Below are 24,857 nucleotides of genomic sequence, written 5' to 3'. Positions count from 1 at the left end.
TCCTCTGTAGTGATCACCCTGTGAAGAATGTCTTGATTCGGCTGAAGACACCTTCGTGTTGCTCTTCGACACCTTTTTCATCGCTAATTTCATTGAATTCGCGTAGTAGTTCTTTTTGACGTTCCGTCAGGTTCTTCGGCGTGATGACAACGACGTTGACGTATTGATCGCCATGATGACCGGACCGGACATTCGGCATCCCTTTTCCGCGGAGACGGAATCGTGAACCTGTCTGTGTTCCGGCTGGAATCTTCAAGCTGACCTTACCGTGAACGGTCGGCACTTCAATCTCATCACCGAGTGTTGCTTGCGCGAATGTAAGTGGCATATCCATGACGATATGATCGTCGACGCGTTCGAACAGTTCGTGTGCTGCGACACGGACGACGACATACAGGTCACCTGCTGGTCCACCGTTGACGCCGGCTTCCCCTTTACCTGCTAAGCGGATTTGTTGCCCATTGTCGATCCCTGCTGGAATTTTGACACGGACATCTTTGTTTTTACGGACGCGACCGGCTCCACGACATGTTTCACATGGCTCCTTGACGATTTGTCCACGGCCATGACATGTCGAACACGTTGTTTGGTTGACAACACGACCGAACATTGTGTTTTGTTCGACGTTGATATGCCCCGAACCACCGCATCGTTTACATGTTTCCGGATGTGTTCCTGGTTTAGCACCCGAACCGTGACATGTGCCGCAATCTTCTTCGACTGGGATCGTGATTGTCTTCTCGACACCTGTGACCGATTCCATGAAGTCGATTTCTTCGACATATTGTAAATCCTGCCCTTTACGTGGGGCATTTGGATCTTGACGACGTCCGCCACCGAAGAACATGTCGAAGATGTCTCCGAATCCTTCAGCTCCACTGAATCCACCGCCACCTTGTGATGGATCTTGGTGACCGAATTGGTCGTAACGTGCTCGTTTATTGTCATCGGATAACACTTCATACGCTTCCGATAGTTCCTTAAATTTCGCATCCGCATCTGCTTCCTTATTGACGTCCGGGTGGTACGTCCGAGCAAGCTTACGGTACGCGCGTTTGATTTCCGCTGATGAGGCATCGCGCGCGACGCCTAGTACTTCATAATAATCGCGTTTTTCCACGTGCAGTCTTCCTCTCTCTATTCCGATTCATTTCATACTGTTTGATTTTACCGAACTTCGTGCGACATGGAAAGAGCCAAAGCGCGGATACGCTTTGGCTCTCTCTAGCGCCCGAAAAATCGGTCGGATGAATTACTTGTTGTCTTTTTCGTCGACTTCTTCGAACTCTGCGTCCATGACGTTGTCGTCTTGTCCACCAGCTTGTGCGCCTTCAGCGCCAGCTTGTTGCTGTGCCATGTTCTCGTAGACTTTTTGTGTCAACTCTTGAACGACTGTCGACAATTCGTCTTTTGCAGCACGGATTGCTTCGATGTCTGTTCCTTCGAGAGCTTTTGTTACTTTTTCTTTTGCTGCTTCTGCTTTTTCTTTATCAGCATCAGCGACTTGCTCACCAAGATCTTTGATCGCTTTGTCTGTTGCGAAGACGAGTTGGTCTGCTTCGTTGCGTAATTCAACTTCTTCTTTACGCTTGTTGTCTGCATCTGCGTTAGCTTCTGCATCTTTGACCATTTGCTCGATGTCCGCTTCAGTCAAACCGCTTGATGATTGGATCGTGATTGACTGTTCTTTGTTTGTTCCGAGATCTTTTGCAGAAACGTTAACGATACCGTTCGCATCGATGTCGAATTTAACTTCGATTTGTGGCACGCCACGTGGTGCTGGTGGAATGTCCGTCAATTGGAAGCGACCGAGCGTTTTGTTATCTGCTGCCATCGGACGTTCCCCTTGGAGGACGTGGATATCAACAGCTGGTTGGCTGTCTGCTGCAGTTGAGAAGACTTGTGATTTTGAAGTTGGGATCGTCGTGTTACGGTCGATCAATTTCGTCATCACGCCACCCATTGTCTCGATACCGAGTGAAAGTGGAGTTACGTCGAGAAGAACGACGTCTTTAACATCCCCTGTCAATACGCCACCTTGAACCGCTGCACCGAGGGCAACGACTTCATCCGGGTTAACCCCTTTGAACGATTCTTTGCCAGTGAAGTCTTGGATTGCTTTTTGAACTGCAGGAATACGAGTTGAACCACCAACGAGGATGATTTTATCGATTTTGTCTGGTGTCAGACCTGCATCGTTCATAGCACGGCGTGTTGGTTCCATCGTACGTTCAACGAGATCTGCTGTGAGATCATCGAATTTCGCACGTGAAAGTGTCATTTCCAAGTGAAGTGGACCTGATGCACCAGCTGTGATGAACGGAAGGCTGATTTGTGTTGAAGAAACACCTGAAAGGTCTTTTTTCGCTTTTTCAGCTGCATCTTTCAAACGTTGAAGCGCCATTTTGTCTTGAGCAAGATCGATGCCGTTTTCTTTTTTGAATTCTGCAACGAGATGATCGATGATTTTTTGGTCGAAATCATCTCCACCAAGACGGCTGTCACCAGCAGTTGAAACAACTTCAAAGACTCCGTCACCAAGTTCGAGGATCGATACGTCGAACGTACCGCCACCAAGGTCATAGATGAGGATTGTGTGATCTTCGCCTTTTTCGAGACCGTATGCAAGTGCTGCCGCTGTAGGCTCGTTGATGATCCGTTTTACATCAAGACCAGCAATCGTACCAGCGTCTTTAGTCGCTTGGCGTTCTGCATCGTTGAAGTAAGCTGGTACTGTGATGACAGCTTCTGTGACTTTTTCACCGAGGTAGTCTTCCGCTTGTGCTTTTAATTTTTGAAGGATGATCGCAGAGACTTCTTGTGGCGTGTAGTCTTTGCCTTCGACTTCTACTTTATAGTCTGTACCCATATGACGTTTGATCGACATGATCGTGTTCGGGTTTGTGATTGCTTGACGTTTTGCAACTTCCCCTACTTGACGCTCGCCATTTTTGAACGCGACGACAGATGGTGTCGTACGGTTTCCTTCTGCGTTAGCGATGACGACAGGTTCGCCACCTTCCATTACTGCAACACATGAGTTCGTTGTACCTAAGTCAATACCAATGATTTTTGCCATGATTTATTTCCTCGCTTTCAATGATTGGAATATTTAAGTGCATACTTGCTGATTACTCAGCTACTTTAACCATACTTGGACGAATTACACGATCGTGCAATTTGTACCCTTTTTGGAATTCAGCAGTGACGATACCTGATTCGTGTTCTTCACTTGCTTCTTGAACGACTGCTTGGTGCAGGTTCGGATCAAACGCTTCTCCGACGGCAGGAATCTCAACGACACCTTCGTTTTGAAGTGTTTCAACGAGTTGACGTTTTACCATTTCAACGCCAGCTAAGACGGATTTCGTCTCATCGTTTTCTGTCTCGATTTGAAGTGCGCGGTCTAAGTTATCGACGAGCGGCAATAGCTTTTCGACGATCGCTTGTGAGGAATACTTCGCACGGTTCTCCGCTTCGACGCGGTTGCGACGTTTGAAGTTCTCAAAATCTGCACGGAGGCGTAACTCTGAAGCTTTTGCTTCTGCGAGTTGTGCTTCGAAGTTTGGCTTCTCGTCTTCGACGAGATCCGCCTGAATGACTTCTTCTTCTGTGACTTCGACTGTGTCAGTCGGCTCTGTCACGTTTTCATCTTGTTGGAGGTTTTGATTCTGTTCTTTTTCTTCCACTCTGAATCGAGCCCCTTTCTATATTCAATCCAAATTGTTCTTATGCAATTCGGCTTGGAATGCTTGGAGTAAATGGATAATCGAGTTGATTCCCCGATTGTAATCCATCCGTTTTGGTCCAATCAATGCAAGTGTTCCGATTGAGACACCATCAACCGAATAGTGAGCTCGGATGACGCTACAATCTTTTAATGCATCGACGTTGTTCTCGCTACCGATTGTAATCAAGATTTGATTATCAAGATTTGGTCGTAGGAAATCGAGAACGGCTTCTTGCTGTTCGATCAACTCGAGCACCGGTCGTAGTTTTGCAACGTCCTGAAATTCGGGCTGATCGAACATGTTGGCTTTTCCACCGAGATAGATGAACGGTCGCTCCTCTTGATCCGTCAAGACGAGATCAAGTGCTTTTGAGAGCAAGACCGTCTGTTCAGAGTGCTCTGAACGGAATCGGCGGATTTCCTCAAGCAATCGACTACGTAAGGCTGAGAGCGGCGTACCGCGTAACGTCTGATTCAGACGTTCCATCAACCGGCTCGCTGCTTCTTGAGACAATGCTTGATTCAATTGCAACGTCTTGTGCTCGACATGTCCCGTCTCGGTGACGAGAACGATGACGACACGACCTTCTGCAAGAGGAATCAATTCCAGATGATGCAGACGTTGCCCTTCTTCTTTTGGACCAAGTACAAGCGTCGTGTAATGGGTTAAATCGCTCAACAGGTCTGCTGTGTGCCGAATCAACCGATCATTCTCATTCACGGAATGGGCAAAGAGTGATTTCAATGCCTGCGCTTCTTTTGGTGTGATGCTTTCCGGACGAATCAGATGGTCGACATAAAAACGGTATCCGAGTTCGGAAGGAATCCGACCTGCGGAAGTGTGTGGCTTTTCAATCAGACCCATCTCTTCGAGGTCCGCCATCTCGTTACGAATGGTCGCGGAACTGAACGTCACGTCGTCTCGTTTCGAGAGCGTCCGTGAGCCGACGGGTTGAGCAGTCTTGATGTAATCATCGACGATTGCACGTAAAATCAACAATTGACGATCCGTCAGCACCTTCTTCACCACCTTATTTTGTTAGCACTCACTTTTAACGAGTGCTAATTACATCTTTTACTATAAGGAATTGTCCGTCCGATGTCAACCGAATTGCATGACCCTTTGAACAGTTTCCCATTCTACGATACAGTGAAACAAAGAACAGAAAGGATGAATCGGATGATTGAATTATTGGCAATGGCAGGAGTCTTTGTCTGGCTGTTCATCGCGGTCATCGGAACGACTGCTTATTTTTTAAGGAAGTCGAAAAAATGAGAAAAGCGGTGTTCCACATTTGGGAAACACCGCTTCTCTCATTTTCGTTGATTTCAGATATTTTTAAATCATTGTACTTGCGCTTCACCAATAAACTCCGCAAAGACCTCGTTCGCTAACGGAATGCCAGCAGGCGTCAAACGGATATGTGTCTCCGTTTGTTCAACAAGACCGTTTGGCAACAACCGTTTCATGACGTCACCAAAAACATCTTTAAACGCTACTCCATACTTCTCCTGGAAACGTTCGAGCGATACGCCGTCCTTCATTCGAAGACCGAGGAACATCTCTTCTTCCATCCGCTCGACGTTCGTCAACGGCGTCTCTTTTCGAACAGGTAAACCTTCCGCTTTGATATAGTGCGGAATCGGCGCGATGTTCGCACGACGCGTCTGGTTAATATAGCTGTGTGAGCCTGCACCAAATCCATAGTACTCATCGTTTTCCCAGTAGACGCGATTATGGCGACTTTCTTTTCCAACTTCCGCGAAGTTCGAGATCTCATACTGCGCATATCCGCCTGCTTCGATCGTTTCAATCATCACTTGATACATCTCCGCCTCGAGATCTTGCGTCGGCAGTGGTAATTTTCCTTTTCGCTCTTGAATCGCAAAGACCGTATGCGGTTCTAAGATCAATGAATACGATGAGATATGCGTAATCGGCAATTGAAGTGCCCGCGTGACGTCGTAGCGGACCTGATCGAGCGTCTGATTCGGTAACCCGAACATCAAGTCGACGGAGATGTTATCAAACCGTTTCGCTGCTGCGTCGAGCGTCTGCGCGACTTTTGCTTCCCGGTGCGTCCGACCGATGCGTTCGAGCAACCCGTCATCAAACGACTGGACACCAAAACTGACGCGGTTGACACCACCCGCCTTCATGATATCGAGTTTCTCTTCTGATACACCATCCGGATTCGACTCGACCGTGTACTCTAAATCATCACCTGTTAGGGGCAACAAATGCTTCTGGATGATTTCCATCAGCCGTTGCATCTGCGGTTCATTCAAAGCGGTCGGTGTGCCGCCACCGATGAAAATCGTCTCGAGATGATTTGTCGGATATTGTTTCAGCGTCAGTTCGATTTCGCGTTCGAGTGCATCGAGGTATTCATCGACGGGCTGATTCTTTAAAAAGACTTTATTGAAATCACAGTAATAACAAATATGTTCACAAAAAGGGATGTGGACATATGCGGCGCGTATTCCCATTTCGCCTCATCCTTTCTCTATAAAAACCAAAAAGGGGACGCAAGCGCCCCCCACCTGTTTAATCTTCGTCCATGGATAGAACGGACATGAAGGCTTCTTGCGGTACCTCTACTGAGCCTACCATCTTCATGCGTTTCTTACCTTCTTTTTGCTTCTCGAGCAACTTACGTTTCCGAGAGATATCTCCCCCGTAACATTTCGCAAGAACGTTCTTCCGTAATGCTTTAATCGTCGAACGCGCGACGATTTTCGTTCCGACCGCTGCTTGGATCGGCACTTCGAACTGCATTCGTGGAATTAATTCCTTCAACTTATCAACGATGACTTTCCCACGTTCGTATGCAAAGTCACGGTGAACGATGAAGCTGAGCGCATCGACGTTCTCGTTGTTGAGGAGGATGTCCATCTTGACGAGACGCGACTGTTGATAGCCAATCAATTCATAGTCAAGTGACGCATACCCTTTCGTACTCGATTTCAACTGATCGAAGAAGTCGTAGACGATCTCAGATAACGGTAACTCATACGTGATTTTGACACGCGTCGTATCGATGTATTGCATATCGACGAATGTTCCGCGTTTCTTCTGGCACAACTCCATGATCGCACCAACGTAATCATTCGGTGTCATGACAGCAGCCTTAACGAACGGCTCTTCGATGAATTCAACTTTTTGCTGATCCGGCATCTTCGATGGGTTATCGACGTGCAAGACTTCACCTGCTGTCGTTGTCACGTGATAGATAACAGACGGTGCCGTCGTGATCATATCGATGTTGAACTCACGTTCGATCCGTTCTTGGATAATCTCCATGTGGAGCATCCCGAGGAATCCACAACGGAATCCGAATCCGAGTGCTTGTGATGTCTCTGGTTCGAATTCAAGCGCAGCGTCACTGAGTTGTAGTTTTTCAAGCGCTTCTCGTAAATCGTTGTACTTCGCAGCATCGATTGGGTAGAGTCCACAGTACACCATCGGATTCATTTTCCGGTAACCCGGCAATGCTTCAGTAGCCGGCTGTTTCGCAAGCGTGATCGTATCCCCGACACGTACATCGCCAACCGTTTTGATCGAAGCCGACAACGTTCCAACATCACCGACCGTCAATTCTTTCTGACGTAACGGTTTTGGTGTTGCGACAGCGAGTTCAAGGACTTCAAAATCCTTACCTGTCGACATCATCCGGATCTTATCGCCAACCTTAACTGTTCCGTTGACGACTCGAATCGAGGCAACGACACCACGGTAAGCATCGTAGTAAGAGTCGAAGATCAATGCTTCAAGCGGTGCAGACGGATCACCCGTCGGAGCTGGCACTTTCTCAACAATTTGTTCCAAAATTTCTTCGATTCCGATTCCGGCTTTCGCGGATGTCGGAACGGCTTCAGACGCATCGAGCCCGATGACATCTTCGATTTCTTGACGGACGCGTTCAACGTCTGCAGAAGGCAAATCGATTTTGTTGATGATTGGAAGGATTTCGAGATCGTTGTCGAGTGCTAAGTAAACGTTCGCAAGCGTCTGCGCTTCGATCCCTTGCGCCGCATCGACGACGAGGACAGCCCCTTCACAAGCTGCAAGTGAACGCGAAACTTCGTATGTGAAGTCGACGTGTCCCGGTGTATCAATGAGATGAAGAATGTAGTCTTCCCCATCTTTTGCTGTATACTTCAATTGAACAGCATTCAGTTTAATCGTGATTCCACGCTCACGTTCGAGATCCATGGCATCAAGTGTCTGGTCTTTCATTTCGCGCGAAGTCAACGCGCCAGTTTTTTCTAAAATTCGGTCAGCGAGTGTCGACTTCCCGTGATCGATATGGGCAATGATCGAGAAGTTACGAATACTCTTCTGCCGCTTTAAACGGTCTTCATTCGTCATGTTTAGAGTCACCTTACCTTATTTTCAAACGTACATACGGTTCATTATAACAAAAAGCGCTTCACTGTACTATCTCGTTTTGTTTTACCCGAAAAACAAAATGTGAAGATTCCCTAGACGTCGTATTGCTTTTAAGAAAAACGTTTGCTACAATTGTGTTTGTTCTGTTGAACGATAACTGCAGATATGCGAATATAAATCTCGAATGAGTTTTATTGGAGGTGAATCATCCATGGCTAACATTAAATCAGCAATCAAACGCGTTAAAACAGCTGAAAAACGCCGCGTCGCTAACGTACAACGTAAATCGGCAATGCGTTCAGCGATTAAAGCAGTCGAAACTTTCGCAGCTGAAGGTAACAAAGACCAAGCGGTCCTTGCTTTCGCTACAGCTTCTAAAAAAATCGACAAAGCTGCTGCTAAAGGTCTCATCCACAGCAACAAAGCTGGTCGTGACAAATCACGTCTCGCTAAACTCGTAAACGCACTTTAATTCTTTCCGAAGAATACGGTGATGGATCGCCACTAGGAGGTATCTCCGGTGGCGATTTTTTATATGATCTGAAATGGCGGAAGAAGGAATCGTTCGATACGATTCTCTCTTCCGCCATTTGTCATATTAGTTGTCATTCAGGCGATCAATCATTACATAATGAAGACCAATCCCTTCGATCATGAAAGGTTCACCAACGCGCACAAGTCCAAGACGCTCATAAAAAGGAAGTGCTGTGACACGAGCGTTGCACCACCACGCAGTGACTCGTCTCTCCTGTAATACCCGACGGGCTTCTTCAATCAATGCCCGCCCGTACCCTTCACCACGCACTTGTTCACTCGACGCCATTCCACGGAGTTGATACGTCGCTCCTGGTGCTTGCTCATGTGATTGTTCAGAAAAGCTACCAATCGCGACAACTTGATGCTCTTTTATTCCACCAAGATGAAATGTTGAGGCAAGCGTATCGTCTGGGTAAATACACGCTTCACGCGGTTGATGGGGACGCAACACTTCATGCCGTAGAGGGATGACCTCTTTCGCCGTAATGATTTGAACTTTCATGATCGATTTCCTCCTCTTATAACGTCGCTAAACGAACAATCAACGCATCAAATAAAATCTTCTTATCACCGCGTCCTGTTTTCATGCCTTCATCCGTCGTCGTAATGGCAACGAGGGCTTGCTCGAGCTGTGCAAATGTAAACCGCTTTGCAGACTGCAATGCCAATTTGATCGCATACGGATGAGCACCGACTTTCGATGCGATTTGCCGTTCCCCGTACCCTTGTTCCGCTAATCGTTTCGACAACAGCATCATACGGTATTGACGTGCCATCAGCCCAAGAAGTGCCAACACTTCCTGTCCTTGTTTTTCAAGGTCACGAATCAAACGGATTGCCGGTTCGAGTTGACGCTTCATCAAGTAGTCCGTTAATTGAAAGACATTGTCCTCTAACGTCCGTGGAACAAGCAAATCGACATCCTCGATTTCAATCGTTGGTCGATCCCCCGCAAATAACATTAACTTCTCCAGTTCATGCGCTAATGTACCCCACATCTCAGCAGTCAGGAAAATGAGCCGCTCAATCGCCGGACGTTCCATCCGGTACCCTTTATCATTGACCGCATCTAGGACAAAGCGGAACAGCTCTTCGGTCGTCGGCTTTTTCGCCTCAAGCACCGTCGCGCGCTCCTTCAATCGTTTAACGACGGTTTTTCGTTCATCGAGCTTTTCTGCTTCGACGATCAAGACAACGACCGCATAATCTGCTGGTTGCATGACATAGTCCGCTAGGCGTTCGAGATTATGTTGCTTTTTATCTTTTGCACCGGTCAGAAACGTTGCTGGTTTTGCAACGACGACACGGTAGTCACTCAAAAATGGCACGGTCTCCGCTTCATCAAGTACTGCATCGAGCGGTTGGTCGTTCAAATCAATTTTCATATAGTCAAACCGCTCTCCGTCCGGTAGAGCCGCTTTTACGATTTCACGTTCCCATTCTTCTAACAAATGTCGTTCGGTTCCATATAATAAGTATAAATTCGCTAATTTTCCGTTGACGAGCCAAGGAGTTTTCATCATTCCCACCACATTTCACAGTTTGTTCTTAACTTCATCATAGATAATCCTCTTTTATTCCGCTATACTAGAAGCGGAATCTATTAAGGGGGAATGCAGCATGGCACATTCAGTACGCCCACCAAGTGAAAACGCGTTCGAGAACGATATTCAATCAAAACGCAACGATGCGCTCGACTCTGCCGTTGGTTTTGGTGCATCATTCGGCTTCTTCGCAGTCTTGTTCATCATCGGTGTCGCAATCAAGTTCTTAAGTCTATAATCAGTAAAACAGCAACCTTGGGGGGTTGCTGTTTTTTTATTTTATCATAGGTTCACAGCCCGCTGAAGAACAAGTTATACTCCCGTCTTGATCCGTCCGAAAGACGATTCGTTCTGTTCCGATGCGCTCGAGTACGTCCGGATGTGGATGACCATACCGATTTTTTCGTCCGACCGACAAAATGACGGTCTTCGGATTCGACTTTCGCAAGAGTTCTTCGCCGGTTGACGTGTTTGAACCATGATGACCCGCTTTTAGAATATCGATTGGACCAACTCTCAACTCGTCCTCTAGTGCCACTCCGGCATCACCTGTCAATAAGACACGTTGCTCTGCAATCTTCGCCAATAACACGACGGAGCGGTCGTTTTCTTCTTCCTCTCGCCCAGTCGGTGCAAGTACTTGTAACCAAGGGCGAATCATGTCCCCACTTTTGATGAATTGGACGTTTGTTCCTGTCGCTTCGATTGAGTGAATTAACGTACGCCGTTTGTCATCCGTATTATCATATGCACCTAAATACACTGTTTTTACACGAACTTGACGAAGTAAACCTAGTAGTCCACCCACATGATCATGATCAGCATGCGTCACGACGAGTCCATCGATTTCGGCTTCGCCTCGTGTGAACAAAAACGGAGCGACGATATGACTACCTGGATCGAACGGACGAAGCAGCGGATGTGTCGTCTGCTGATAAACACCACCAGTATCCACTACGAACGTCTCTCCTGCTTTTTCAAGTACGACACTGTCACCTTGACCGACATCTAAAAACGTAATTTGTTCAGGGGCGCGCCATTCTGTATAGCCCCATGCCGACAGCAAAAGGGTGAGCGGAATGACATGTCCCCACCATCTTCGCTCAGCGATGAACCAAGCAAGACCAGTTCCAGCAACGATACACGTCAAGATGATAGGAGAAAGTGCCGGAACTGCAACTACCGCCAACGGTAAGTGTTCAGCCAGTCGTAACGCTTGATCCATCCACTGAATCGCATGTTGATGCACTGTTTGAAACGTCGAGCTAATTGGTAAAAACGGAATCATCGCAAGAATGAACGATCCCGGTAGAATCACCCATTCAATCCAGCCACCAATCAACAAGTTCAACAACGGGGACCAGATTGAAACCGTCGTTTGCTCGATGCCCTGTAAAAATAATAGTGTCCCAAACTGTGCCCAAGCACTGATAAGTAACCAGTTCCAAGGACGACGAACCGAACCCATTAGTCGTCTCGATAGCACAAGAAACAGCGTCAATCCAACTGTCAATTGAAACCCGATATCATAGATCACAGTCGGTTGAATCGCTAATTGAAAAGCCGCGACTCTCGCAATGACCTCCACCGGATCTAACGGTTTGTGGAAGCGACGGCCGAGTAGCAGAATCATCGCAACAAGAACGGCTCGCGTGACCGGAGGACTCCACTCCGTCAACCATCCATAAATCGGCAGTAAGATAAGAACGGCATCCAGTCGTTTTTCTTTTGTCATTCTGATTTTTCGTAAGACATACAGCAGACTGAAAATCAAAAAGGCGATATGTGATCCTGAGATCACGATTGCATGCAATAAGCCAAATTTCTTAAACCGTTCGAGCGTCACTTGATCCATTAATCGATCCTCACCGAAAACAAGCGCTTCGACGTAGAATGCTTGTTTTTGTGATAACAGTCCTTCAACCCGCGTTAACCAAGCTTCACGCACCCGTCTTCCTTCAGCCGCATAACCTGGTGTCGGATGACAAGATTCAAACGAACGAACTTCCCACTTTCCACCGTAACGATGCGTATGCATGAATTGCTGTTCGTCAAAGCCTCCCGCATTCGATTGTTGGCGGATATCGAGCGATTCGGTCTTTACGCGACAGGAGTGACCGATTCGTTCATATCCTGTCTCATCTTCTGCGACCATCGCTGTCAAAAGGACGGGTTGATTGTTACTCTCTGCCTCATAACGGATACGATCTCCGTTGCGCTTTCCCGATAGAATATCAACTGAAGAAACGTCATGCGGTTCAGGTGACAAATGTCCCATTCCGATGAATAGGAAGCTCAATATGAGCAGAAAGAAGAGACGACCAATCGAAAAAGACCACGACTTTAAGACAGCGAACAGCATCAGCGTTACTAACCACCAAATCGATTCTTTGATAGCGACAACGAGTAAGAAAACAAATAGCGCATGAAGCGGCATCAGTAGACAATCAGGTAGGATTTAAGCGACTCTAACGTCTTTTCCCCGAATCCCTTTACCTCTCCAAGTGATTCGTACGTCGCAAATCCTCCCTTCTCCTCACGATAAGCTAATATCGCTTCCGCTTTAGCAGGACCAATCCCCGGAACTTCCATCAATTGCTCTGCTGTTGCCGCATTAAGATCAATCACTCCTTTAGGTACCTCTGCTTTTGAGCGTTTCGTTGGTTTTGGCTGATCTTTCCCTTTTTTTACTGGCACGATGACTTCTTGTCCATCGATCAGGCGTGCTGCAAGATTCATTTGTCGAATATCGGCTTTTTCCGTCGTCTTTGCTTTTTCGATTGCATCTTTCACTCGGTCACCCAAATGGAATTGATAGGGTCCAGGTGCTTCTACCGCTCCTTTTACGTCGACCATGATGAGTTTATCGCGCATCGAGGTGTCTTTTTCTGCTGGCTCTGCTTTTGCCTCTTGTTGTTTATCCGTTAGAGATGGTTGATCGACCATTGCTTCTTTCGAACAAGACGGTAATGGTACGAACAATAGAATGATAAGTAGCAGGACGACGACGAGACCTGCAATCTGTTGCAAACGTGGAACGGTCAAGACGAATCCCTCCCTTTCCCACGACTCTAACAGTCCCCCACCTGCTTTAGGAAACGAAGGAATACACACTATCTACTCTTTGCATCACGATCCTGCATCGTTATATCGGATAAAAGTCATGTCATCTATGCCGTTACTTTGAATTAGCATCTGTTTCATGACAAAAATCCGCCTTCTTCAAGCAACACGAATGTGTATCGCTTAAAAAAGACGGATGAGATCACTTTTACATTTTTTCAGCAACGAAGAAAATCCGCTCGGCTGTCTCGGAAGGAGCGTCCGGTCCAAAGTCACCTGTGACAGCGAGCACTCGGAACCCGGCTTCGCGTAACCAGGTCACGTATTGTGCCGGAGGATACGTCCGCTGATGATGTGTTTCATCGACACGCTCATAGCGACCATCTTCTTCCTCGATGAAGAACGTCAGTTCATGGACGACAGAAAGAGGGGTCTCCCCTGGATCCGCGAACCAGATGTACGAACTTTGTTCCGCATGCGTCGCGTACGTCTTCCCGTTGAACAATGTCTCCATTTTGTAAGGAGAATGTGTATCGAATAAGAGACGTCCACCATCTTTAAGAATGGCTGCTACGTGTGTAAACGTCTGTTTGACATCCTCTTCTGTCTGAAGATAGTTCAAGGAGTCGCATAAGATCGTTACGGCATCAACAGATGTCGGTAGTTCGATTTCGCGCATGTCTTGCGCCCAGAATTGAATGTTCAATCCTTCTTCTATCGCTTTTTCTTGCGCGACTTCGAGCATTTCTTCCGATAAATCGATTCCGAGCACCTCATAATGCTCTGCTAGCGCAAGCGTCGCCGTACCCGTTCCACAACCGATATCAGCAATTGTACTTCCAGTCGGAACATATGCTTTAACCCAGTCGACCCATTGATCGTATGGGACGTCCTGCATCAATTCATCGTAGATGTAGGCGAACTGTTCGTATGCCATTAGTTGACCTCGACTTCAACCTTTGGAGCATCTGCCCAGAGTTTTTCAAGGTTGTAGTAATCACGATCGTCGCGGTGGAAGACGTGAACGACGACGTTTTCAAGATCCGCTAGTACCCAACGTGCTGCATCGAATCCTTCAAGGCGTTTAATTGGTAGATTATTTTCGTGCGCGATTTCTTTGAGTTCACGTGCGATTGCTTGTACTTGTTTTTCTGAATTTCCTTCACAGATGACGAAGTAGTCCGCAACAGGTGAGATGCTCGACATATTTAGGACGACGATATCTTCAGCACGCTTATCGTCGATGGCATTTACGATTAATTGTAATTCTTGTTCGACTGTCATAGGACGGTCCCCTTTCGTTTGGCCGCGACGAAGGCATTATAGGTCTCAATCGTTCGCGGAAAGATGATAGCTTGTTTTGTACATAAAAAATGAATCGTTTGACTGAGCGTCGCGATGACAGCGTCCGTCAAATCCTGCTCTGCTACTTCGCGAAGCACTTCGACACCGGGATAACTGCGATTTGGTTCAATCGCATCCGCGACGAAGATGATTTGATCAAGCAACGGCATACCAGGTGCACCCGTCGTATGATTTGCGATGGCCTGATAGATCACGTCCGAATCCAAACCGAGTTCTCGACGGACTAGCTCCGCGCCCACTGGCGCATGAAGCAATTCGTCATCATAATCGAGTAAGATTCGTTGATTCAATGCAACAGCAATCGAACGCATCTCATCCGTATCGCGGTATTTCGCATAATCATGGAGCATGGCAGCAAGTGCCGCCTCTTCTTCATCGACACCATATTTGAGAGCCAAATGTCGTGCTGTTTCGACGACACCTAACGTGTGCAAATACCGCCGCTCAGGCAACGTGTTCTCGATGATTTGACGTGCTTCTTCAAGGCGCATATAACTTCCACTCCTCAATCCGTTGTCGAACGGCTTCCGGTACAAGGTAACGAATGCTCCGTCCTCGTGCAACCCGTTGCCGGATATCCGTTGAAGAAATTTCTAGCAATGGCATATCAACCGTTTTTACATGGGCACCCCGCGGAATCAGATACTGACTTCCAGGTCGAGCAACTGCACCAAAGACGACTTCCTCGTATAACCGTTCGGCTTGATACCACGTATCGAGACTAACAAGTGAATCCGCCCCAACTAGAAACAGAAACTCATGCTCTGGGTATCGTTGCTTCAATGCACGAATCGTATCATACGTATAGGAAGGCTCTTCTCGTTCAAACTCGATTGCTGAGACGGAAAAAGTTGGATTTAATGCAATCGCTTCTTCTACAAGGCGTAGACGCTTCGATCCTTCTGTGACAGTACGTTGTTTATGCGGTGGCACATTCGCTGGTACGAACCAGACCTCTTCAAGTTCGAGTTGTTCCTGCGCTTGTTCGGCAATCAGGAGATGACCGATATGCGGAGGATCGAACGTTCCGCCCATCAGTCCGATTTTCATCGTGGCAATTCGAGCGTCTTGTTCTCTTTTGATTCTTTATATAGAACGATGACTTTTCCGATGACTTGAACGAGTTCAGCATTCGTTCCTGCAACGAGTTCTTGTGCAACATCTTTCGGTGCATCTGCGCAGTTTTGTAATACTTGTACTTTTAAGAGTTCCCGTTTTTCAAGCGCATCCATCAAATCAGCACACATCGCTTCTCCGACTCCATTTTTACCGACTTGGAAAATCGGATTTAAATCGTGAGCTGTCGCGCGTAAAAAACGTTTTTGTTTACCTGTTAACATGATTAAAATTCCTCCAATTGCTTTCGTATCACCTGCTCGCCAAGTGCGAGGTCAGGCGCTTTGCCGGTGAAGCGTTCAAATGCTTCAGCCGCTTGTAAGACGAACATCGGGACGCCGTCAAGTGTGTCGAGACCTTTTTCAGTCGCTTCACGCAATAGACTGGTCGGCGTCGGTCGATAAATAATATCACAAATCAAGGCGTGCGTCTCGGTCAATTCGATCGGGCGTGCTTCGACATGTGGCGCCATCCCAACAGAAGTCGTATTAATGATGACGTCGTAACTTGTTAAATCAAGAGCTTGTTGCCAAGGCAGAACATGTGCTCCAAATTCAGTGGCAACTGCCTCTGAGCGTTCCTGTGTCCGATTCGTGATCGTCACATCTCCAGGCAACGCAGCAATGATGCCTCGCGCTGCACCACCCGCACCAAGGACAAGTGTCTTTTTAAATGACGGACGACGCACCGTTAACGCGCGGACGAATCCAATCCCATCCGTATTCGCACCAATCAACTGCCCGTCTTTGCGGTACACCGTATTCACGGCTCCTGCTTTTTGAGCTGCCGGCTCCAATCGATCCAGATACGGGATGATGGCTGTCTTATGCGGGATCGTCACATTGATTCCATCTAACTGACGCGTGCGTAATTTCGTAATGATCTGCGGCAATTCCTGCTCCGTTACATCGATGAGGTCATAACAGCCGAAAAGCCCAGCCGCTTCCAGCCAAGCTGTATGCAGCTCAGGCGAAAGTGAATGGGCAATCGGATGACCGATGACGGCAAAGCGCATCAGACGAGCGCCTCACGTAAAGATACAGCGACACCTTTCGGGGCATAAGCAGCAACACGTCCACCTTTTCCATGAACCGCAACCCAGCCGAGTCCACTGAAGACGATATCCGTCTTCATGTTGTCACGGAGACTGAATTCATGACGAACGAGCGGCGGTAACATCTCACGCGTCTTTTCGTTCGGTGGAGATAATAGCTCACCATTATGGTTTGCATATAAATCGTCTGCTTTTTCAAGCTTCGTCCGGTGAACTTTCAATTCGTTCGACATGTAGATGACGAATGAACGCTTGTTCCCTTCCATATAGTCCAATCGTGCAAGACCTCCAAAGAAGAGGGTCTGTTGCGGATGGATTTGGAAGACTTGCGGCTTGATCTCTTTTTTCGGTGTGATCAACTTCAAGTCTTTTGCATCAACGTAGTGAGCCATCTGATGATGATTGATGATTCCCGGCGTATCATACAGATTACAGTTATCGTCGAGTGGGATATCGATCAAATCAAGTGTCGTTCCCGGGAAGTGACTGACCGTGATGACAGCTTCATCCTCTTCACCAAAACGTTTGATGACTTGGTTGATTAATGTCGATTTTCCGACGTTCGTACAACCGACGACATAGACATCGCGCCCTTTGCGATAATAATCGATTTTTTCAGCGAGTTCATCAACACCATGACCTTTTTTCGCACTGATCAGATGAACGTCGACTGGACGTAATCCAAGTTCCTTCGATGCTTGACGCATCCAGTTCATGAGACGGTTCGGGTTCAATGACTTCGGCAATAAATCGGCTTTGTTCCCGACGAGTAAGACGTCATTTTTTCCGACGAACCGATGTAATCCCGGTAACCAACTTCCATTAAAATCGAAGATATCAACGATTTTAACGACAAGAGCATCTTTTTGACCGATTCCGTCTAAAATTTTAACGAAATCATCGTCCGATAACGATACATCTTGGATTTGATTATAATGCTTCAATTTAAAGCAACGTTGGCAAATGACCATTTCACGATCAAGTGCAGATTTAGGTGCGTATCCTGGTGCTTTTGTGTCTTCCGTTTGAATGGCGACACCACAACCAGCGCAGTGGATTTCTTCGATCATATTATGTTGAGCCGCATGCGGGAACGTTCTCCCTTCTCTTTTCACCGTAGCGCCCTGCTCGCTACTCCAAGAGCGTAACTTCCGACCTCTCGCCGTACGTGTTGCGACTGCTGCCTTCCCTTTCATCTACCGATCTGACAGGGTTATTGTTGCTTATCCTGACGAAGTGTTTCGATCGGATGTTCCAGCGCTGAAGGATCTTCTTTGACGCGTTGTGTCAACTTATAGATTCCTTTGCGTTTCATCCGGCGGAAAATGACACGTTCCATCAGGCGATTGAATTTCGTGACGACACCGTCCGTCTTGACGACGGGTTGAACATGGATGACTTCGATTCCAACGGAGTTTGCACCGAGTACATCCGTGAAGAGTTGGTCTCCTAAAAAGACGACTTCTTTCGCGTGATACCCGAATTCCGTTAGGGCTCGCTTAAACCCGATAGGTAACGGTTTTCGAGCCGGCGCAATATAGTGCAATCCGAGTGGATCCGCGAACTTCTTAACGCGGTCTCCATTGTTGTTCGATACGATGATGACGTCGAAACCATATTGATTATTTACCATATCCAGCCAAGCAACCAATTCGTCTGGAGCATCTGCGATATTCCATGCGACGAGCGTATTATCAAGATCGGTCAAAATAGCTTTGACACCGTTTCGTTTGAGCATTTCAAGGTCGATATCGTAGATCGAAGCCACGAAATGTTTCGGATAAAGTCGTTTGAACAAGAATAAAACCTCCAGATAATGGTCTAGCTCTATAGTTAAGTTTAAGAAACAGTTATGTTCTTATCGTTCGATTATAGCACAATCAGATAGTAAGAGCGACGCACAAAAGAAAACGGAAGGCGGACCTCCCGTTTTCTTAATAATAGCGAATCCATAGATAGAGTTGCGATAAAATCAACGTCACGATCGTAATCGGTGCTCCGTAAATTAAAAAGCGCATGTAGGTGAATTTTTCGCCTTGTCGTGTTGCAAGACCAGCAACGATGACGTTCGCTGACGCACCGATGAGTGTCCCGTTCCCTCCAAGACATGCCCCAAGCGCGAGCGACCACCATAAGACATCCACTTTCGCATCCGCAGGGGATAATCCAATTCCAGCAGCGACATCATTGATAAGTGGAATCATCGTCGCGACGAACGGAATGTTATCGATTGTCGCACTGGCAATCCCTGACAACCACAGGACAGCAGTCGCCGTCGTCTGAATGTCTCCTCCTGTCAAATCAATCGTTTTTTCAGCGAGATAGCGGATGATGCCTGCTTCTTGAATCCCACCGACGAGCACGAACAATCCCGCGAAGAAGAAAATCGTCGTCCATTCGACGCGAGCAAAGATGCCCTCGAGCTGGTGATCGTTCTCAATTGTTAGTAACATGAGGATCGTTGCTCCAAGAATCGCGATGGCCGGTGCTTCGAGATGGAGCCCGATTCGATCAAATATCGGGTGCAATACGAACAGTGCAATCGTACTAACGAGAACGATACTACTCCGTGTGACAAGCTTTCGACTGACAATGTAACTATTTTCATCGATTTCCATCAATTTTTGTCGATCTTCCGCTTCGACGTGCAGTTGCTTCCGGAAGACGAAGTAGAGAATGCCGATCGTCACGACCGTAATGATCAGAATGATTGGTGCGAGATTCAATAAGAAGGCGTTGAACGTCAAGTGCGGATTCGCTGCTCCAATCATGATATTCGGTGGATCTCCAATCAAAGTGGCTGTTCCACCGATGTTCGCGAATAGAACTTCCGCCAGCAAAAACGGAAACGGTGCGATCTTAAGTATTTTCGTAATCGAAAACGTAATCGGAACGATCAGTAAAACGGTCGTGACGTTATCAAGAAAAGCTGATCCGAGAGCTGTCAATGCGGACAATAAAATCAGTACCTTAATCGGATCGCCTTTAGTCGTTTTAGCTGCTCGGATTGCGATGTATTCGAACAGTCCAGATTGGTTGGCAATCGTGACAAGGATCATCATCCCAATCAATAAGACGATTGTTCCCCATTCAATGTATTCAAACAATGCGGTCTCAAGATCGACAATACCGATGATAACCATCGCGAGCGCCCCGAGTAAAGCAACGATCGCTCGACTTACTTTTTCACTAATGATGAAGCCATAGGTCACTAAAAAAATGATAAGCGCAATATACGTTTGGACCTGCGTGCTTCCGATTTCTGCTAATGCCAATGCCGGCATGATTCATTCCTCCTAAACGTAAGGAGACGCCCAGAACGGGCGTCTCGCTTTCATGAATGCCATTGTCCGAGGCGTTGCCCCATCAAAACTGGTCCAATCGCTTGGGTATCTAACGTCAATGCATCTTTCGGACAAATCAGAACAACCGTTGAACCGAATGAGAAATAACCGAACTCGTCACCTCGTCGAAGGTCCTTTGCTTCGTTCGTCCGCACGATTGAGTTGACGTTCAGTGCACCAACCATGACATGTTCTAAAGCGTGTTTTCCTTGAACGATACGCGTCACACGACGATAGTTCCGTGTCAATGGACGAAGTGCATGCGTTAAACCAATTTCATTCACCGGTGCTGAATCGCGACCGAGTGTATAACTCGTCCGAACCGTCCCATCCATTGGCACATGGACACGATGATAGTTTTGCGGACTTAGATAAAAGATCATCACACGTCCCCCGACGTATTGCTGTGCTTCATGATGGGAACCGAGTAATTCTGACACCGTATACGATTGTCCTTTAACAGTGAAGCGAATATCAGCAGTCAAATCGTCAACGACGGATAACACACCGTCACAAGGACTAACGAATGCGCCTTCTGCTTGATCAATCGGTCGCATTTCTGATTTGACATGACGAATGAAAACATCATGTAAACTCGAATACTCCTCTAGATTCCGAGTCGCTTCCGCCATATTTAAATCATATGCTTGAACGAATGGACGGATGAACGGACGACTGATCCCACTCATCGCAAAACGTTTCAGTTGTTTGGCAACGAACGGGTGTCCATTTAATTCGAACACACGAGAGTAGAACCACTTTTTAATCATTAAGATCACCGGATGATTCTTCTTTTGAATCCTCGACTTGTTTTCCAGCAAAGAACTCTTTATAGCTGTCTTCCGTTTGCTCACCTGCTACTCGTCCGACTTCCTTACCATCCTTGAAATGAACAACAGTAGGTGTTCCTTCGATGCCAAATGTATCCCAAGCCGATTGTTCAACAGCAAGGTCAATCTGTTCGAACGGAATATCTTGTTTTTCACCGAGGGGTACGAGATATGGTTTTACTTTTTCACAATGGACACAACCTGTTTGATAGAAATACGTATAAAATTCATCACCGGATTTCACTTTATCCGCGACTTGTGTAGCCGTTAAATTGCCATTCTTTGATGCAGAATCCTCTCGGTCCGTGAAGACCAGAAGTAATCCTCCAACCAATACAATCAAGGCGATGACTCCCGCTGTAATCCAATTCGCCTTAGATTGCGGTTTTTTCGTGTTTTTACGTTTCGATTGCTTTGACACGTCTATCCCTCCGTCATTCTGGTATTAGCCATTTTTTCTGAACCATTATAGCATGACCATTCGCAAGAATCGTATCGATTTGCAAAGCGTCATCAATCAGTAACAGATCGGCTCGTTCTCCGACCGCTATCTGACCACCTGACACACCATAAGCATCTGCGACATGTCGCGTGATCGTCGCAATTGCACTATCGAAATCAACACCATGCGTCACCGCATCACGCACGGCTTGCATCAGTGAAGACGGTTTCCCCGTGTCGATCCGGACTAGTCTTCCGGCATCGTCAAACGCTGGAAGACTAGCACCAGCATCGCTCGACATCGTAATCTGATCGAGTCGAACTCCTTCTGCCAAAGCACGAGAAACTGCCTCACCTGCTGGAATCTCGCCTTCTGCAATGAAGCTTTCTGTCGTACACGCCGTGAAATCAATCCGCCCCCCTCGTTTCGCCCAAGCGAGCCCCGCTTCAAAAATCCGCTCACTTCGATTGATATGCGTCGGCAGGAATTGTCCGATTGGTAAATCAGTCGTGTCGATCACTTCATGTAACAAATCGAGCCCTTGCTTGCCGTCTCCGATATGGACGTTCATCGTTCCCGACACTCCTTTGACCATTCCAGCAATTCGGGCTTCTGACGCCAACCGCGCCAACTCATGGGCAGTCGGTTGGGTCGACCGATGATCATTGATCGCAATCTCTCCAATACCGATCACTTCATTGATAAGAACGATATCATGTCCTGTCGATTGGGTTAACGTCACCGGCGGTACAGCATAACTTCCACTTAATAGAAACGGACGGATCCCAGATGCGGCATACCCGCGTATGTGTGCGAGGAGATCAATTCCCGTCCGTGTCCAGCCATCTGTGCCGAGTAACCCGACGACCGTCGTCACACCACCTTCAAAGATGTCACGCACGGTCAAAGGTGCCGTTCTTGTTGCGAAACCACCCTCTCCACCACCACCGATTGGATGTAAGTGCCCATCAATGAATCCAGGTACTAACCGTTTGCCACGACCATCGATTCGGTGGGTAATCAGCGCTTGATCGATGGTATAGGAACCGATACCGATGATTTGATTTCCTGCTATGTAAACATCTTGGGGCGTCTGCCGCAACAAGACTTGTTCAATGATAATCATTGATTCTTCCTCCTTAAGACAAAAAGCGAGCCTATCGTCCATATGACGACATCTCGCTTTTCCTTATTCTGCCTTAGTCCCTTGACCAAGACCTAAATCTTCATTGACGGCATCAAGTGCGAAGACGACAAGTGAAGTAACGACAGACATCGCTGTCGCGAATCCGAAGCTATACGTTACTGCATCAACCGCTGATACGATGAACACAGCAGTGTTCACGAGTAAGAATGACCAAAAGAATGTAACGAGAAAACGCATGATTTCCCCTCCGTTTCCATAACGTACTATAGTGTTGTCCTACGATTTGTAGTATACCATTTTTTAATCCAAGCAACAGCCTTTCTCTATTTTTTTCAAGCGCTTTCTTTTACTTGAAAAACTTAATCGTTTCATACAAAGGACAATCGCTTCATGTGCTACAGTAGAATTAACGAAAAGAAAGCGGAGGATTTCATCATGACCCGTCACTTAATCGCTGTCGATCTCGACGGCACCCTTTTAAAAGATGATAAAACGATCAGTGCTGCGAACATCGCTGCGCTGCAACGTGCGCGTGCGAACGGTCACGAAGTCGTCATTGCAACAGGACGACCATTTCGTCACGCTCGCAAATACTATGAACAGCTTGGTTTGACGACACCAATCGTTAATTTTAACGGTGGTCTCGTCCATCACCCGCAAGATGCGCACTTCGAAGTCCAGCATCATCCGATTCCGCTAAAGACTGTTCAACATATTTTGGAATCGGTCGCTGAAACAAAGACACAAAATATTGTTTGTGAAGTCACGGATCATGTCTATTTTCAATATGATCCAGTCGGTATCTACGAATTTTATACCGACCATGCCCTATCCGTCACTACAGGTGATTTACGTAAGGTACTTCTTCACGAACCAACGTCTCTTCTGATTCATGCGAAGGGTGAACATGTTGATGAGATTCGCTCTGAACTATCTGGTGTCCATGCCGAGACCGTTCTCAATCGCCAATGGGTCAAACCCGAGTTCATGGTCGAAGTGATGCGAAAAGGGACAAGTAAAGCAGTCGGACTCGCACACATTGCGCGCCATCTTGGCATTGACTCGAAACAAATCGTCGCGTTCGGTGACGAGGAAAATGACTTAGAGATGATTGAATATGCGGGACATGGGGTCGCGATGGGGAATGCGATTCCTACTCTAAAACATCTCGCGAACGGTACGACGAAACGAAACGAGGACGACGGGATTGCTTACTACTTGAGACATGTCTTAGGACTCGCTTAAAGACTAAAAAAGCACTTGCCTGCATTTCGCAGAGCAAGTGCTTTTCATTATCCTTTTCGGAAATATCCAACGACTGAATCCGTCGCCACGACGTTGATGAAGACTGTTTCATCTGCATCCCGGCAAATTCGTTCGATATCCCGCAATTCGTGACGCTCGATGACCATCATCAATGTCGCTTTTTCAGCTCGTGAATACGTACCAATCGAAGGAATCTGCGTGATTCCGCGAATGATATGCTGATGTAGCGCCGTCGTGATGTCATCTGCATGGTTCGTGACGATGAAGATCGTTAAACGCTGATTGCTTGTATGAATCTCATCGACGACCTTAGACGTCACGTAGATGAAGACGATCGTATACAAAGCAGTCGACCAACCGAATAATGCGCCTGCTAATAAAGCGATCAAGAAGTTCAAGACGAACAAGTATAATCCGACGCTACGATCGGAGAAACGGGCGAAGATTAAAGCTACGATGTCAAATCCGCCGGTCGAAGCACCGAACTTGATCGTAATCCCTGTACCGATCGCAAGCAAAACCCCACCGAACACTGCGTTCAGTGTTTGGTCACCTGGTATGACAGCATATTGAGGAATCAAACCGATAAAAATCGTCGTTGCTAAAACCGAAACTAACGTAATGATTGTAAAACTCCGACCTAGCATGATCCAGGCGAGTACGATCAAAGGCAAGTTCAACGCTAAGAACCAGACGTTCTCCCCAAACGCAAATGCTGTATTTTGAAGTACTTGCGTCAAGATTTGAGCAAGTCCTGTAAATCCAGTCGAATATACACCACTAGGAATCAAAAACCAGTTCATGGCAACGGCGATGACTAATCCTCCAATTGAAGCCACGATCACTTTTAACATACTTTCCTTTACTACTGCTGTCACACGCCGTTCTCCTCTCATTCATAACTATCTTGAAACACTTTAGCACATTCAAATGTCGTCGGATAGTCAAGATTTCCAAAGATTGATGTTCTTTTTGATGATGGCGTTTTCATTTGTGACAAAGGTGTCTTGATTCTTGTTACACAAA

General features: G+C 47.0%; 27 protein-coding genes. 3 read left to right on the top strand and 24 right to left on the bottom strand.

From position 1 onward, the window contains the following. Nucleotides 1-13 precede the first annotated feature (13 nt). The 6 genes from dnaJ to lepA form a co-directional block, all read right to left on the bottom strand. Entirely contained in the window at nucleotides 14-1,120 is a 1,107-nt protein-coding gene (gene dnaJ / locus ADM98_RS06160; protein ID WP_023467442.1) for a molecular chaperone DnaJ, read from the bottom strand. 132 nt (nucleotides 1,121-1,252) lie between these two features. Beyond that, nucleotides 1,253-3,079: a molecular chaperone DnaK gene (dnaK, locus tag ADM98_RS06155; RefSeq protein WP_053452711.1), complete on the bottom strand. Its 1,827-nt coding sequence runs from the start codon at nucleotides 3,077-3,079 to the stop codon at nucleotides 1,253-1,255. Between the two features lie 52 nt (nucleotides 3,080-3,131). Next, entirely contained in the window at nucleotides 3,132-3,689 is a 558-nt protein-coding gene (grpE, locus tag ADM98_RS06150; RefSeq protein WP_053452710.1) for a nucleotide exchange factor GrpE, read from the bottom strand. Between the two features lie 24 nt (nucleotides 3,690-3,713). Next, entirely contained in the window at nucleotides 3,714-4,748 is a 1,035-nt protein-coding gene (gene hrcA / locus ADM98_RS06145; RefSeq protein ID WP_053452709.1) for a heat-inducible transcriptional repressor HrcA, read from the bottom strand. A gap of 326 nt (nucleotides 4,749-5,074) precedes the next feature. Beyond that, the gene (gene hemW, locus ADM98_RS06140; RefSeq protein ID WP_053452708.1) at nucleotides 5,075-6,220 is read right to left on the bottom strand and encodes a radical SAM family heme chaperone HemW; all 1,146 of its coding nucleotides are present in this window, start codon (nucleotides 6,218-6,220) and stop codon (nucleotides 5,075-5,077) included. A 58-nt stretch (nucleotides 6,221-6,278) separates the two neighbouring features. Beyond that, nucleotides 6,279-8,102, bottom strand: coding sequence for a translation elongation factor 4 (lepA, locus tag ADM98_RS06135; protein ID WP_053452707.1), 1,824 nt, complete (start codon nucleotides 8,100-8,102; stop codon nucleotides 6,279-6,281). A gap of 232 nt (nucleotides 8,103-8,334) precedes the next feature. Here lepA and rpsT point away from each other — a divergent pair, with 232 nt between their 5' ends. Then, nucleotides 8,335-8,595, top strand: a complete 261-nt coding sequence (gene rpsT, locus ADM98_RS06130) for a 30S ribosomal protein S20 (protein ID WP_023467434.1) — start codon at nucleotides 8,335-8,337, stop codon at nucleotides 8,593-8,595. A gap of 126 nt (nucleotides 8,596-8,721) precedes the next feature. Here rpsT and ADM98_RS06125 read toward each other — a convergent pair whose 3' ends face one another. Both ADM98_RS06125 and holA read right to left on the bottom strand, forming a co-directional pair. Further along, nucleotides 8,722-9,162, bottom strand: a complete 441-nt coding sequence (locus tag ADM98_RS06125) for a GNAT family N-acetyltransferase (RefSeq protein ID WP_053452706.1) — start codon at nucleotides 9,160-9,162, stop codon at nucleotides 8,722-8,724. Nucleotides 9,163-9,178: 16 nt separating this feature from the next. Next, nucleotides 9,179-10,180: a DNA polymerase III subunit delta gene (gene holA, locus ADM98_RS06120; RefSeq protein ID WP_053452705.1), complete on the bottom strand. Its 1,002-nt coding sequence runs from the start codon at nucleotides 10,178-10,180 to the stop codon at nucleotides 9,179-9,181. A gap of 100 nt (nucleotides 10,181-10,280) precedes the next feature. Between holA and ADM98_RS17125 the strand changes: the two genes are divergently transcribed. Continuing rightward, the gene (locus tag ADM98_RS17125) at nucleotides 10,281-10,442 is read left to right on the top strand and encodes a YqzM family protein (RefSeq protein WP_023467431.1); all 162 of its coding nucleotides are present in this window, start codon (nucleotides 10,281-10,283) and stop codon (nucleotides 10,440-10,442) included. Between the two features lie 36 nt (nucleotides 10,443-10,478). Here ADM98_RS17125 and ADM98_RS06115 read toward each other — a convergent pair whose 3' ends face one another. The 15 genes from ADM98_RS06115 to ADM98_RS06045 form a co-directional block, all read right to left on the bottom strand. Next, nucleotides 10,479-12,641: a DNA internalization-related competence protein ComEC/Rec2 gene (locus ADM98_RS06115; RefSeq protein ID WP_053452704.1), complete on the bottom strand. Its 2,163-nt coding sequence runs from the start codon at nucleotides 12,639-12,641 to the stop codon at nucleotides 10,479-10,481. Next, complete coding sequence (locus ADM98_RS06110) at nucleotides 12,641-13,249, bottom strand: helix-hairpin-helix domain-containing protein (protein WP_053452703.1); 609 nt, start codon at nucleotides 13,247-13,249, stop codon at nucleotides 12,641-12,643. Before ADM98_RS06110 ends, ADM98_RS06115 begins: the two co-directional genes overlap by 1 nt. A 226-nt stretch (nucleotides 13,250-13,475) precedes the next feature. Further along, on the bottom strand, nucleotides 13,476-14,204 hold the full coding sequence (locus tag ADM98_RS06105; protein ID WP_053452702.1) for a class I SAM-dependent DNA methyltransferase: 729 nt from the start codon (nucleotides 14,202-14,204) through the stop codon (nucleotides 13,476-13,478). Beyond that, complete coding sequence (gene rsfS / locus ADM98_RS06100; protein WP_053452701.1) at nucleotides 14,204-14,551, bottom strand: ribosome silencing factor; 348 nt, start codon at nucleotides 14,549-14,551, stop codon at nucleotides 14,204-14,206. The genes ADM98_RS06105 and rsfS overlap by 1 nt, the downstream gene beginning before the upstream one ends. Beyond that, entirely contained in the window at nucleotides 14,548-15,123 is a 576-nt protein-coding gene (yqeK, locus tag ADM98_RS06095) for a bis(5'-nucleosyl)-tetraphosphatase (symmetrical) YqeK (protein ID WP_053452700.1), read from the bottom strand. The genes rsfS and yqeK overlap by 4 nt, the downstream gene beginning before the upstream one ends. After that, complete coding sequence (nadD, locus tag ADM98_RS06090) at nucleotides 15,113-15,682, bottom strand: nicotinate-nucleotide adenylyltransferase (RefSeq protein WP_053452699.1); 570 nt, start codon at nucleotides 15,680-15,682, stop codon at nucleotides 15,113-15,115. Before nadD ends, yqeK begins: the two co-directional genes overlap by 11 nt. Then, entirely contained in the window at nucleotides 15,679-15,972 is a 294-nt protein-coding gene (gene yhbY, locus ADM98_RS06085) for a ribosome assembly RNA-binding protein YhbY (protein ID WP_023467424.1), read from the bottom strand. Before yhbY ends, nadD begins: the two co-directional genes overlap by 4 nt. Before the next feature lie 2 nt (nucleotides 15,973-15,974). Further along, nucleotides 15,975-16,763, bottom strand: coding sequence for a shikimate dehydrogenase (gene aroE / locus ADM98_RS06080; protein ID WP_053452698.1), 789 nt, complete (start codon nucleotides 16,761-16,763; stop codon nucleotides 15,975-15,977). Further along, nucleotides 16,763-17,872: a ribosome biogenesis GTPase YqeH gene (gene yqeH / locus ADM98_RS06075; RefSeq protein WP_023467421.1), complete on the bottom strand. Its 1,110-nt coding sequence runs from the start codon at nucleotides 17,870-17,872 to the stop codon at nucleotides 16,763-16,765. Before yqeH ends, aroE begins: the two co-directional genes overlap by 1 nt. A 143-nt stretch (nucleotides 17,873-18,015) precedes the next feature. Further along, nucleotides 18,016-18,600, bottom strand: a complete 585-nt coding sequence (locus ADM98_RS06070; protein ID WP_023467420.1) for a YqeG family HAD IIIA-type phosphatase — start codon at nucleotides 18,598-18,600, stop codon at nucleotides 18,016-18,018. Nucleotides 18,601-18,736: 136 nt separating this feature from the next. Further along, nucleotides 18,737-20,086, bottom strand: a complete 1,350-nt coding sequence (locus tag ADM98_RS06065) for an ArsB/NhaD family transporter (RefSeq protein WP_053452697.1) — start codon at nucleotides 20,084-20,086, stop codon at nucleotides 18,737-18,739. A gap of 50 nt (nucleotides 20,087-20,136) precedes the next feature. Next, nucleotides 20,137-20,916 carry a phosphatidylserine decarboxylase gene (locus tag ADM98_RS06060; protein WP_053454490.1) on the bottom strand — a complete coding sequence of 260 codons (780 nt, stop codon included), beginning with the start codon at nucleotides 20,914-20,916 and terminating at the stop codon, nucleotides 20,137-20,139. Continuing rightward, a complete protein-coding gene (locus tag ADM98_RS06055) occupies nucleotides 20,909-21,397 on the bottom strand; it encodes a thioredoxin family protein (protein ID WP_053452696.1) in 489 nt (162 codons plus the stop codon). The genes ADM98_RS06060 and ADM98_RS06055 overlap by 8 nt, the downstream gene beginning before the upstream one ends. A gap of 13 nt (nucleotides 21,398-21,410) precedes the next feature. Further along, nucleotides 21,411-22,544, bottom strand: coding sequence for a beta-aspartyl-peptidase (gene iadA / locus ADM98_RS06050; protein WP_053452695.1), 1,134 nt, complete (start codon nucleotides 22,542-22,544; stop codon nucleotides 21,411-21,413). Between the two features lie 63 nt (nucleotides 22,545-22,607). Then, nucleotides 22,608-22,802, bottom strand: a complete 195-nt coding sequence (locus ADM98_RS06045) for a YjzD family protein (RefSeq protein ID WP_023467415.1) — start codon at nucleotides 22,800-22,802, stop codon at nucleotides 22,608-22,610. A gap of 198 nt (nucleotides 22,803-23,000) precedes the next feature. On the opposite strand from ADM98_RS06045, the gene ADM98_RS06040 reads away from it, so the two are divergent. Beyond that, the gene (locus ADM98_RS06040; protein WP_053452694.1) at nucleotides 23,001-23,810 is read left to right on the top strand and encodes a Cof-type HAD-IIB family hydrolase; all 810 of its coding nucleotides are present in this window, start codon (nucleotides 23,001-23,003) and stop codon (nucleotides 23,808-23,810) included. Nucleotides 23,811-23,857: 47 nt separating this feature from the next. Here ADM98_RS06040 and ADM98_RS06035 read toward each other — a convergent pair whose 3' ends face one another. Beyond that, a complete protein-coding gene (locus ADM98_RS06035; RefSeq protein ID WP_053452693.1) occupies nucleotides 23,858-24,709 on the bottom strand; it encodes a YitT family protein in 852 nt (283 codons plus the stop codon). Nucleotides 24,710-24,857: the final 148 nt, after the last annotated feature.

The sequence above is a fragment of the Exiguobacterium sp. BMC-KP genome, from assembly GCF_001275385.1.
In the GTDB taxonomy this organism is placed as follows: Bacteria; Bacillota; Bacilli; order Exiguobacteriales; family Exiguobacteriaceae; genus Exiguobacterium_A.
Note: the sequence above shows the minus strand (reverse complement) of the source record. Positions and strands in the feature narration are given on the sequence as shown.